The 11,120-nt window shown below is 53.1% G+C and carries 7 protein-coding genes and 6 pseudogenes; 6 read left to right on the top strand and 7 right to left on the bottom strand.

Annotation, left to right across the window (positions count from 1 at the left end):
- Nucleotides 1-96 precede the first annotated feature (96 nt).
- The 3 genes and pseudogenes from glnD to CS369_RS03215 form a co-directional block, all read left to right on the top strand.
- Nucleotides 97-2,115, top strand: a pseudogene (glnD, locus tag CS369_RS03225) (bifunctional uridylyltransferase/uridylyl-removing protein GlnD); the annotation flags it as partial.
- Nucleotides 2,116-2,147: 32 nt separating this feature from the next.
- Complete coding sequence (dapD, locus tag CS369_RS03220) at nt 2,148-2,972, top strand: 2,3,4,5-tetrahydropyridine-2,6-dicarboxylate N-succinyltransferase (RefSeq protein ID WP_196905957.1); 825 nt, start codon at nt 2,148-2,150, stop codon at nt 2,970-2,972.
- Between the two features lie 56 nt (nt 2,973-3,028).
- Entirely contained in the window at nt 3,029-3,418 is a 390-nt protein-coding gene (locus CS369_RS03215) for a DUF3461 family protein (RefSeq protein ID WP_196905956.1), read from the top strand.
- Between the two features lie 100 nt (nt 3,419-3,518).
- On the opposite strand, the gene CS369_RS03210 is transcribed toward CS369_RS03215, so the two are convergent.
- From CS369_RS03210 to syd, 6 genes and pseudogenes are all read right to left on the bottom strand, one after another.
- Nucleotides 3,519-3,935, bottom strand: coding sequence for a type II toxin-antitoxin system VapC family toxin (locus tag CS369_RS03210; protein WP_196905955.1), 417 nt, complete (start codon nt 3,933-3,935; stop codon nt 3,519-3,521).
- A complete protein-coding gene (vapB, locus tag CS369_RS03205; RefSeq protein ID WP_196905954.1) occupies nt 3,932-4,162 on the bottom strand; it encodes a type II toxin-antitoxin system VapB family antitoxin in 231 nt (76 codons plus the stop codon). Before vapB ends, CS369_RS03210 begins: the two co-directional genes overlap by 4 nt.
- Nucleotides 4,163-4,257: 95 nt before the next feature.
- Complete coding sequence (locus tag CS369_RS03200; RefSeq protein WP_196905953.1) at nt 4,258-4,713, bottom strand: flavodoxin; 456 nt, start codon at nt 4,711-4,713, stop codon at nt 4,258-4,260.
- 55 nt (nt 4,714-4,768) lie between these two features.
- Nucleotides 4,769-5,538, bottom strand: a pseudogene (gene truC, locus CS369_RS03195) (tRNA pseudouridine(65) synthase TruC).
- A pseudogene (locus CS369_RS03190) lies at nt 5,531-5,878 on the bottom strand (YqcC family protein). The pseudogenes truC and CS369_RS03190 overlap by 8 nt, the downstream one beginning before the upstream one ends.
- A gap of 615 nt (nt 5,879-6,493) precedes the next feature.
- Nucleotides 6,494-7,031: pseudogene (gene syd, locus CS369_RS03185) on the bottom strand (SecY-interacting protein).
- A 69-nt stretch (nt 7,032-7,100) separates the two neighbouring features.
- On the opposite strand from syd, the pseudogene queF reads away from it, so the two are divergent.
- From queF to xni, 3 genes and pseudogenes are all read left to right on the top strand, one after another.
- A pseudogene (gene queF / locus CS369_RS03180) lies at nt 7,101-7,952 on the top strand (NADPH-dependent 7-cyano-7-deazaguanine reductase QueF).
- 176 nt (nt 7,953-8,128) lie between these two features.
- Entirely contained in the window at nt 8,129-9,493 is a 1,365-nt protein-coding gene (gene ppnN, locus CS369_RS03175) for a nucleotide 5'-monophosphate nucleosidase PpnN (RefSeq protein ID WP_196905952.1), read from the top strand.
- Nucleotides 9,494-9,559: 66 nt separating this feature from the next.
- Complete coding sequence (xni, locus tag CS369_RS03170) at nt 9,560-10,321, top strand: flap endonuclease Xni (protein WP_196905951.1); 762 nt, start codon at nt 9,560-9,562, stop codon at nt 10,319-10,321.
- A 157-nt stretch (nt 10,322-10,478) separates the two neighbouring features.
- On the opposite strand, the pseudogene rlmM reads toward xni, so the two are convergent.
- Nucleotides 10,479-11,057 (bottom strand): annotated as a pseudogene (gene rlmM, locus CS369_RS03165) (23S rRNA (cytidine(2498)-2'-O)-methyltransferase RlmM); the annotation flags it as partial.
- Nucleotides 11,058-11,120: the final 63 nt, after the last annotated feature.

Here is an 11,120-nt window from a genome sequence, read left to right as displayed (position 1 = left end):
AGATACCAATAAGTGCAACATTTTTCATGATGGCCTCTCCTGAAAGAAAAACACCCTGTCAGCATACTGCTACAGGGTGGGGGTGACCATCTCATTAGCCCCGGTGGGCTGCGAGATATTCACACCTTGCTCTGGGTTGCCCGGCGCCATTTTGGTGCCACTTCGCTCAACGAAATGGTCGGATTTGGTTTTCTCACCGAAGCCGAACGCAACGAGCTCAATGAATGTCAGAGCTTTCTGTGGCGCATTCGCTTTGCCTTACACCTGATTCTGTCGCGTTATGACAACCGCCTGCTGTTTGACCGCCAGCTCAACGTGGCACAGTTGCTGAATTACCGTGGCGAGGATAATGCTCCGGTTGAGCACATGATGAAAGATTTCTATCGCGCGACGCGTCGCGTCAGCGAGCTTAATCATATGCTGCTGCAACTGTTCGATAAGGCCATTCTGGCACTGGATGCCAGTGAAAAGCCACGTGCGATAGATAACGAATTCCAACTGCGTGGCAACCTGATCGATCTGCGTGATGAAACCCTGTTCATGCACAAGCCGGAAGCCATTATGCGAATGTTTAGCACCATGGTGCGCAACGATGAGATCACCGGTATCTATTCCACCACGCTGCGCCAATTACGCCATGCGCGCCGCCATCTGGCCCAACCGCTGTGCGCTATTCCTGAAGCGCGTCACCTTTTTATGGCTATTCTACGCCATCCACACGCGGTAAACCGTGCCCTGCTGCCGATGCATCGTCATAGCGTGTTGGAGGCATATACGCCACTGTGGAGCAATATCGTCGGGCAGATGCAGTTCGATCTGTTTCATGCCTACACCGTGGATGAGCACACGCTGCGCGTGCTGCTCAAACTGGAAAGTTTTGCTGACGAAGAAACGCGCGCCCAACATCCACTGTGCGTGGAGCTGTATCCACGCCTGCCGCAGCCGGAATTGCTGCTGCTTGCGGTGCTGTTTCATGACATTGCCAAAGGACGCGGCGGCGATCACTCTGAGCTGGGGGCGCAAGATGTCGTTGAGTTTGCCGCGCTGCACCAGCTTAATTCACGCGAAACGCAACTGGTTGCCTGGTTGGTGCGCTGCCACCTGCTAATGTTGGTTACCGCACAACGTCGCGACATTCAGGATCCGGCGGTTATACAGCAATTCGTCGCTGAAGTGAAAAGCGAAACCCGCCTGCGCTACCTGGTCAGCCTCACGGTTGCCGATATCTGCGCGACCAACGAAACCTTGTGGAACAGTTGGAAACAGAGCCTGCTGCGCGAACTCTATTTCGCCACCGAGAAACAGCTACGCCGCGGGATGCAAAATACACCGGATGTGCGCGATCGCGTGCGCCATCATCGCCTTCAGGCCTTGGCGCTGCTGCGCATGGACAATATCGATGAAGAAGCGCTGCACCCTATCTGGAGCCGCTGCCGCGCAGATTATTTTTTGCGTCATTCGCCGAATCAGCTTGCCTGGCCCGCACGCCATCTGGTTGAGCATGATTTACATCAGCCGCTGGTGCTTATCAGCCACCAGGCCAGCCGCGGCGGCACAGAAATTTTCATCTGGAGCCCAGACCGCCCTTATCTGTTCGCCGCCGTGGCTGGCGAACTCGACCGTCGCAACCTGAGCGTGCATGATGCGCAAATTTTCACCAGCCGCGATGGCATGGCGATGGACACCTTTATCGTACTGGAACCCGACGGCAGCCCGGTCGTACCGGATCGCCACGAATTTATTCGCCAGGCGCTGGTTCAGGCGCTCACACAGCGCGATTATCAACATCCTCGCCCGCGCCGCGCTTCCTCCAAATTGCGCCATTTCAGTGTGCCCACGGAAATCAGCTTCCTGCCGACACATACGGACAGACGCAGCTATATGGAGTTGAGCGCACTCGATCAACCGGGCCTGTTGGCGTGTCTGGGTAAAGTGTTCGCCGATCTCAACGTGTCGTTACACGGTGCGCGCATTTCCACGATTGGCGAGCGGGTAGAAGACCTTTTTATCCTTGCAGACAAAGACAGACGCGCATTATCTCCGGAATTGCGCCTTATCTTGCAACAACGGTTGACAGAAGCCCTCGACCCAAACGATAAAGTAACCCTGAATTAACCATTGACTGACAGCACAGAAAGAGAAACAGGATGCATCAATTACAAAACGTTATCGAAACCGCCTTTGAACGCCGTGCCGACATTACGCCGACCTCCGTGGACAGCGTAACCCGTAAAGCCGTTAATCAGGTAATTGGCTTATTGAACAGCGGCGCACTGCGCGTGGCGGAAAAAATCAATGGCGAGTGGGTAACGCACCAATGGTTGAAAAAAGCGGTGCTGCTCTCTTTCCGCATCAATGACAACCAACTGATGGAAGGTACGGAAACCCGCTACTACGACAAAGTACCGATGAAATTCGCTGGTTACGATGAAGCGCGCTTCCAACGCGAAGGTTTCCGCGTAGTGCCCCCTGCCAGCGTGCGCCAGGGCGCATTTATCGCCCGCAACACTGTACTGATGCCGTCTTATGTCAACATCGGTGCTTACGTTGACGAAGGCACCATGGTTGATACCTGGGCGACCGTCGGCTCTTGCGCACAGATCGGGAAAAACGTTCACCTGTCCGGCGGTGTCGGCATCGGTGGCGTACTGGAGCCGTTGCAGGCTAACCCGACCATCATCGAAGACAACTGCTTTATCGGTGCCCGCTCTGAAGTGGTAGAAGGCGTGATCGTGGAAGAAGGCTCCGTCATCTCCATGGGCGTGTTTATCGGCCAAAGCACTAAAATCTACGATCGCGAAACCGGCGAAGTGCATTACAGTCGCGTACCGGCAGGCTCAGTCGTCGTTTCCGGCAACCTGCTTTCGAAGGATGGCAGCTACAGCCTGTACTGTGCCGTGATCGTGAAAAAAGTGGATGCGAAAACCCGCGGTAAAGTGGGTATCAATGAGTTGCTTCGTACCATCGACTAAACTGAACAAGGCGGGTTTACCCGCCTTTTCTTTATCACTCCCCAAAAGGTGGCGCCATGTATGACAATCTAAAAAGCCTGGGTATCTCCCATCCCGATGAAATTGATCGCTATAGCCTGCGCCAGGAGGCCAGCAACGACATCCTAAAAATCTATTTTCGTAAGGATAAAGGGGAGTTTTTCGCCAAAAGCGTAAAATTTAAATATCCGCGCCAACGTAAAACCATCGTTGCGGATAACAGCGGACAAGGCTTTAAAGAGATCAATGAGATCAGCCCCAACCTGCGTTATGTCATTGATGAGCTTGACCAGATTTGCCAACGCGATCAGGTGGAAGTCGATCTGAAACGCAAAATCCTTGATGATTTGCGTCATCTGGAAAGCGTGGTGGCGAACAAGATTAATGAGATCGAATCCGATCTGGAGAAGCTGACCAAAGGGCGTTAATACGCTGCACGTCTACTTCTTTTATTGCTGCTGACAAACCCCATGCGTTGCCGTGGGGTTTTGTTTTACTGTGACAGATCTCTACGTCACTGACGTGGTATCAGTGTACCCAATCTTCCAGCATCAACGCGGGTACGTGTTCAAATTCCCGCACATTGTTGGTGACCAGAATCGCGCCCGCTGCCACGGCATGACCGGCGATCGTAGTATCATTTGGCCCGATGGGCGTTCCTGCTGCCACCATCGCCACCTTAATGTCGGTCGTCGCATCAACGGCAGCCTTATCCCAAGGCAACATGGCATCAAGGCGAAGACAAAACGCATCAACCAACGAGATATGACGTGGGGAGGCTTTCTTACCAATAGCACCGAAACGCATTTCGGCATAAGTGATCGCCGACACCACAATACGGTGGCGGCGTAAAACAGCCTGTTCCAGACGACGAATCACCGTCTCAGGATGCTCTCGCATGATGAAAGAGCAGATATTGGTGTCCAGCATGTACAGGTTGCTCATAGCTGAAAGCGGCCCTCATCGCAGACAACGTTTTCGCGTTCTGTCAGGAAATCGGCATCCGCCTTTACTTCTTGCAAAAAGGAGCCCCAGCTGGGTTTGACCGGGCGTAGGATCAGCGTATCGCCCTCTCGTGCAATCTCCAGTTCAGTGACGCCTTCAAAATCCATATCGCGAGGCAGGCGGATAGCGCGGTTATTGCCATTTTTGAAGACAGAAACAATACGCATGGTTATACCTCACTGGCCGTTCGGCCTTTATGCTTGCAAATGCATGTCCCAAGTATATGCAGATGCGTGGCATATGTATAGCCCATGCGCAGTTATCACCCAGCTTCCACCAACCCTGCCCACTGCTCTACCCACGGGCAGTAAAGCACTTCCGGCTCCGGGCATTCTGTCGCGTCAATCTGAAGAATATCTCCCACACGCTGAACACCCATCTCTTGCAACAACGCATCAAACTGCTGGCCCGCGCCGCAAAAATGGGGGTAGCTGCTGTCGCCCAGTGCAATGACGCCATAGCGCAGCGCTGGCTGATGACCACCTTTTTCACGCAGTGCAGCAAACAACGGGGCGATGGAATCCGGCAGATCCCCTTGCCCGGTGGTTGACGTTACCACCAACACATACTGCTCGCGATACGCCAGCCAGGATGACAGGTCGGCATCTTCAAACACCTTAACCTGATGGCCGCGCTCACTCAGCAGATTCTCCACCTCTTCTGCAACCAGCAATGCGTTTCCATAAACCGTGCCAACAAAAATACCAATTTGCGCCATGATGATGACTCCACGTGTAATGTATCGCTGCGTGCCCGATAACGCCGTATCTGCGCTATTCGGCAATACAGGAAAGGCCGTTATCCTGCCCCGAGTCAGGCGGAAACTCAACCCTTTCAACATCAGGGAGACTGCCTAGCCAGCCAAATTGCGTCATTACGCGGGCACGTAATACCGAGGGTTTCCCAGTTACAGGATGGCACAGCGTTAGCTGGCTGGCATGCAACATCAAGCGTCCACAACCAAAATGCGCGGCCATTGCGCGATTCTGACGCAAATCACCGTGCTTTGAGTCACCCAAAATAGGATGCCGCAAATGCACCATATGACGACGCAACTGATGTTTGCGTCCTGTCTGCGGCATCAGCTCAATCAGACTGTATCGGGCGGTAGGATAGCGCCCTACTGCTATCGGTTGCTCCACCTGTGCCAGAGAACGGTAGTGGGTGATGGCCGTCTGAGGTTGTTTATCGCGCTGGGCGAGCTTGTCAGCCACTTTGTCCAGCTCTTCAGTCAGCGCATAGTCGATAGTATCGCTGCCGGAAAGGTAACCACGCACAACCGCATGGTAGGTTTTCTGAATCTGGTGCTGTTCGAACTGCTGCGAAAGCAGGCGCGCAATGTCGCTGGAAAGCCCCAGCAGCAGCACGCCTGACGTTGGCCGGTTCAGACGTGGACCGTGAAAACATGTTGACCAATCTGATCGCGTAATGTCTGCATGATCACCACTTTTTCTTTGCGATCCAGCCAACTGCGGTGAACCAACCACCCAGCCGGTTTATTAATGGCAATCAGATGTTTATCCTGATACAGAATCTCAAGCATCCAGATCTCCCTGCGCATCGGCAGGCACAAACAGTGCATCCAATGCGCGCAGTTGTTCCAATAGCGGCGCGATGTCGTTGATATCCCGGGTCAGGGCCTCTTCAAAATATGGGGTAACCGCGAGCGCCAGAGGCAAGGGAACGCCGCCATCCAGCATCGCATGCAATCGCGGCAACAGTACCCATTGCAACCACTGTTCGGCGCTCATGGTGTCAATGCAGAAAGGTTATGTGCTGGTAAACGCACTGGCCTGCGGCGGGGCGGATTGCCAAAACACACTGTCGCGTAGCGTACGTTCAATTTCCCATAAGGCGTGTCGAATTTGGTCTTGGTGCGTCATGCTTTTCTCTCACCAGCTGCGTGGAGGGCAAAGCATATCATTGAAGCAAGGAGAGCCCAACAGGCGCAGGGCTGCGGTGGCAACGCAATAGAGGGCCGCGTCTGCAAAGCGTTAACGGATACTCTGCAACAAAAAAGTTGGGGGCACTGATATTCAGTGCCCCCGGTTCGTTTTATAGCTTTCCCGCTGCACCACTGCGTCCCTGCTCATCCGTGAAAACTTTTCCTTTGCGGTTATCCTAACCAGCTCTCCGTGCAAGCGTCCAACTTTCGTCCTGACCGTTCTTCCTGCATATTCTGTGAAGATATTCCCTTTAGGCTCCTGCCACACCGTCACGGCTCTCAATCTCCTTCCTGGAGGTGTCCTTGGTTTCATCCTGAAGCCGTTATCCTTCTTCACCACATTTAGCGATAAAGTGATACATCCTGTAACCGGTTACTAAGATGTATTAAAAGGCGACGAACAGCAAGACCCTGATCAGATTTTTTCTTATATTTACGCTGAAACCCTTAATGCAAAGAAAAATATAATCCATTAATTAAAAAGAAAAAAAACAAAAAAAGTGCATGAAACGAGGAAAACACAGAGATATCCGCCAGATAACGCAGGCAACCATTATCTTACTCTCGGTTGCAACTGTTGCAGGAACACAGACAAAGAGGGAGCCAACACCCGATGTTCACGTGTACCAAAGGTTTCAAGCCATACTTCACCGCTGACATTGGATAACGAGATCAGCGCCATTTCTGATTCCATCGTGGCTAAAAACAGCGCCGGCGGCAACTTAAGTCGCTTGTGCGTCAGCAAGTGCCCGATCAGATTTTCCTGCATACGCACAAAATCATCCTCGCTCTACGATTGCAGCAGCAGGCAATCGATATCAGCAAAACGCGCTTCCATATCCCCGGCATACTGTGTGGTAAAAAAGGGTTCAGCGTCAGGATGCAGCGCAATAGTCAGCGCACGCGACACGCCGTCGAGCGTCGCGCCCTCGGCCACAGGCTGAGGTGTCCAAAATACCCGCTCGCCGTCATTTTCCACCACGCAGGGTGTACAACGCCCCACTGGCGGGCAAATGGTCATAGGCTTGCTGCCAGGCCGCCATATAACGCTGGGTAAACGCCTGGAGCGCGTGCTGCACATTGTCATCCATACTTTTTTCTCTTCACTGGGCGAGTCGGTTACACTACTGCATATCGTTTTTACTTTGCAAAGGCATGTTATGTCCACTTTTGACAAACAGGATGCGCTCAGTGCGTTACCGTTGGGAAAACCGACATCTTACCACGACAGCTACGATGCAGGCTTATTACAAGCGGTCCCACGCAGTTTAAACCGCGACCCTTTGGGTATTGATGCCGCACATTTGCCGTTTCACGGTGAAGATATCTGGACATTATACGAGCGCTCCTGGCTGGCCCCCAACGGAGTGCCACAAGTTGCCGTAGGCGAAATGCATTTGCAGGCCGATAGCGCAAACCTTATCGAATCCAAAAGCTTCAAACTCTACCTGAACAGCTTCAATCAGACGGTATTTGAAAATTGACAACGGGTACAAGAGACGCTAACGCGCGATCTGGCCGCCTGTGCGCAGGGTGAGGTTAGCGTGGCGCTGTTTGCGCTGGATGCCTTTCAGGGACAGACGCTGGGCCAATTCCAAGGAGAATGTATTGACGGACTGGATATTCAGATCACGGATTATGCGTTCAATGCCGACCATCTCGCCAGCGCCTGAGACGCGCAGAGCTCCGTTGTTGAAGAAACATTGGTGAGCCATGTGCTCAAATCCAACTGCCTGATCACTCACCAGCCGGATTGGGGCTCGGTACAAATTCACTACCGGGGCAAACGTATCGAGAGAGAAGCCCTGCTGCGCTACATCGTCTCCTTTCGCCACCACAATGAGTTCCATGAGCAGTGCGTACAACGTATCTTCAACGACCTGATGCGTTTTTGCCAGCCAGAAGCACTGACCGTTTACGCGCGCTATAAGCGCCGTGGCGGGCTGGACATCAATCCCTGGCGTAGCAACACCGACTTTATTGCAAACACCAGTCGCTTACCCCGGCAATAGTGCGGGATACTATACAATATCGTCATTCAGAAACGGCATTATTGGAAAAACTGATACCATCAGGTTAAGGTGGAGCAATACATAAAATATCAGTGTTATACGTCTTGCCACCCCGGTGGCAACAAGGGATAGCCTGGAAATTTTGTTGTTATACACTGCGTTATCAAGGAGTAAAATTGATTACACATATCAGCCCGTTAGGGTCTATGGATTTGTTATCGCAGTTGGAAGTGGACATGTTGAAAAGCACGGCCAGCAGCGATCTTTACCGTTTATTCCGCAACTGTTCGCTTGCCGTGCTGAATTCCGGCAGCCAAACCGATAACAGCAAAGAGCTGCTATCCCGCTACGAAGATTTCGATATCAATGTGTTGCGCCGTGAACGCGGCGTGAAGCTGGAACTGGTCAATCCTCCGGAAGACGCTTTCGTCGATGGCGACATTATCCGTTCGTTGCAGGCCAACCTGTTCGCCGTACTGCGCGACATTCTGTTTGTTAACGGGCAAATCACCTCGGCAGAGCGTTATCAGAACCTGAATCTGGAAAACAGCGCCCACATTACCAATCTGGTATTTTCCATTTTGCGCAACGCGCGTGCGCTGCACGTCGGGGAAGAGCCCAACATGGTGGTGTGCTGGGGCGGTCACTCCATTAATGAAACCGAATATCTCTATGGACGAAAAGTCGGTAGCCAATTAGGGCTGCGTGAACTGAACATTTGCACCGGCTGCGGCCCCGGCGCAATGGAAGCACCAATGAAAGGTGCCGCCGTCGGCCACGCGCAGCAGCGCTATAAAGAAGGCTGCTTTATTGGCATGACGGAACCGTCCATCATCGCCGCCGAGCCGCCAAATTCGCTGGTGAATGAACTTATCATCATGCCAGATATCGAAAAACGCCTCGAAGCCTTCGTGCGCATCGGGCACGGTATCATTATTTTCCCCGGCGGGGTCGGTACGGCGGAAGAGTTCCTCTACCTGCTGAGCATCATGATGAATCCGGAAAACAGTGAACAGGTGCTGCCTATCATCCTGACCGGGCCGGAGGAAAGTGCCGACTATTTCCATGTTCTGGATGAATTTATCATCACCACCCTGGGCCGTCAGGCACGCCGTTACTACTCCATCATCATTAATGATGCGGCGGAAGTGGCTCGGCAGATGAAGAAAGCGATGCCGCAGGTGAAGGAACATCGCCGCCATACCGGTGATGCCTACAGCTTTAACTGGTCATTGCGCATCGCACCCGATCTGCAATTGCCGTTTGAGCCCACTCACGAGAATATTGCAAACCTCAATTTGCACCCCAATCAAGCCCCAGAAGCGCTGGCCTCTGCGCTGCGCAAGGCGTTTTCTGGCATTGTGGCGGGCAACGTCAAAGAGGTTGGCATTCAGGCGATTGAAGAGCGCAGCCCGTACAAGATCCATGGCGATGCACAACTGATGCAAAGCATGGATAAACTGCTGCAAGGGTTCGTTACGCAGCAAAGGATGAAGCTGCCGGGCAGCGCCTACATCCCTTGCTATGAAATCTGCACCTGATGCCATACTGGCGGGAAAACCGCATTTTCCCGCCACCTTCATCACGCTTCACGCCGGGACCGCCTGATGCCTGTACATTTGCTGATTATCGATGCATTAAACCTGATTCGTCGTATCCATGCTGTGCAGGGATCGCCCTGCGTGTCGGCCTGTCAGCACGCCGTTACCCAGTTGCTACAGCACAGTCAGCCAACCCACGCCGTCGCGGTGTTTGATGATGAACAGCGCGCCGACAGTTGGCGGCACCAGTTGTTGCCCGACTATAAAGCAGGCCGCCCTCCCATGCCTGAGAATCTGGCGCTTGAGCTGCCGCAAATACGGCAAGCGCTGGTATCAATGGGCATCCCCTGCTGGCATACGCCAGGCAATGAAACCGATGATTTAGCGGCAACGCTCGCCACAAAAGTCGCCTACGCTGGTCATCAGGCGACGATTGTCTCAACCGACAAGGGGTACTGCCAGCTACTGGCCCCCACCATTCAGATTCGCGATTATTTTCAAAAGCGCTGGCTGGATGTGCCTTTTATCGCGCAGGAATTTGGCGTCTCACCGCAGCAACTGCCTGATTTTTGGGGGTTGGTAGGCATCAGCAGCAGCAAAATACCTGGAGTGGTGGGCATTGGCCCTAAAAGCGCCAGTCAGTTGCTTGCCCAAGCCGGAACCTTGGAACAGCTCTACCAGCAATTGGATACGGTGCCAGAAAAATGGCGACGCAAACTGGAATCGCAGCGCGAAATGGCCTTTGTCAGCCGTCAGGTAGCGACGTTACGCACAGATTTGACACTGGAAGGGAATTTACAGCAGTTACGGCTGACGGCGGGGAAATAAACGCGACGTTCTTCCCGAACAACTCGTGAGATTGCAGACAAACCCACTAGAACAGTCATTCCCGCGAAAGCGGGAATCTCTTGCAGATGTAACGCGTTTCTTCTGGCAGACATCCTCGGCTTTCGCCAAGGATGTCGAATATAAAAGCGCGTTGCGCTTAACGCTCGTCTCGCCGCCCGGGCACCGCGCCCCATATACGCCGCGCGTGTACCGTCACCTCTTCGCGATCGTGGTACAGTTGGCGAGCACGGAGTTCGTAGTTAATGCCATTCTCACTCAAGCGCTCGCTCAGCAACGCCAGATTTTGCGTCACTTCCTCATAGCGTTTTTTCATCGGCAACTTGAGGTTGAATATCACTTCCCGGCACCAGCCCTTCACCAGACAATCGGCCATCAGATTAGCCTCCCGCGCCGGTTTCTCCACCATATCGCACACCAACCAGGTGATATTGTTGCGCGGTGGCTCAAAACGGAAACCATCAGCGGCATGGTGTGTCACCTGACCGGTATCCATCAGGCTTTGCGCCATGGTGCCGTTGTCCACGGCATGCACCATCATGCTGCGCTTCACTAGTTGATAGGTCCAACCGCCGGGGCACGCCCCCAAATTCACCGCGTACATGCCGCTAGCCAAACGCTCATCCCACTCATCAGCCGGAATGAATACGTGAAACGCCTCTTCCAGTTTTAATGTAGAAAGACTTGGCACATCAGAAGGGAATTTCAGACGCGGGATTGTAGCGCGGCGATTTTTTTCGCATAGAATCACGAATCATTTTGCACGGCTATAAATCCTATA

This window comes from Candidatus Symbiopectobacterium sp. 'North America' (genome assembly GCF_015762685.1).
GTDB lineage: Bacteria > Pseudomonadota > Gammaproteobacteria > Enterobacterales > Enterobacteriaceae > Symbiopectobacterium.
The sequence above is the reverse complement of the archived record's forward strand: the minus strand, read 5'-3'. Positions and strand labels throughout refer to the sequence as shown.

What these genes read in the sequence shown, in the direction of transcription:
- dapD (WP_196905957.1), top strand. Translation starts at nt 2,148, where the DNA reads ATGCATCAATTACAAAACGTTATCGAAACCGCCTTTGAACGCCGTGCC.
- CS369_RS03215 (WP_196905956.1), top strand. Translation starts at nt 3,029, where the DNA reads ATGTATGACAATCTAAAAAGCCTGGGTATCTCCCATCCCGATGAAATT.
- CS369_RS03210 (WP_196905955.1), bottom strand. Translation starts at nt 3,935, where the DNA reads ATGAGCAACCTGTACATGCTGGACACCAATATCTGCTCTTTCATCATG.
- vapB (WP_196905954.1), bottom strand. Translation starts at nt 4,162, where the DNA reads ATGCGTATTGTTTCTGTCTTCAAAAATGGCAATAACCGCGCTATCCGC.
- CS369_RS03200 (WP_196905953.1), bottom strand. Translation starts at nt 4,713, where the DNA reads ATGGCGCAAATTGGTATTTTTGTTGGCACGGTTTATGGAAACGCATTG.
- xni (WP_196905951.1), top strand. Translation starts at nt 9,560, where the DNA reads ATGCCTGTACATTTGCTGATTATCGATGCATTAAACCTGATTCGTCGT.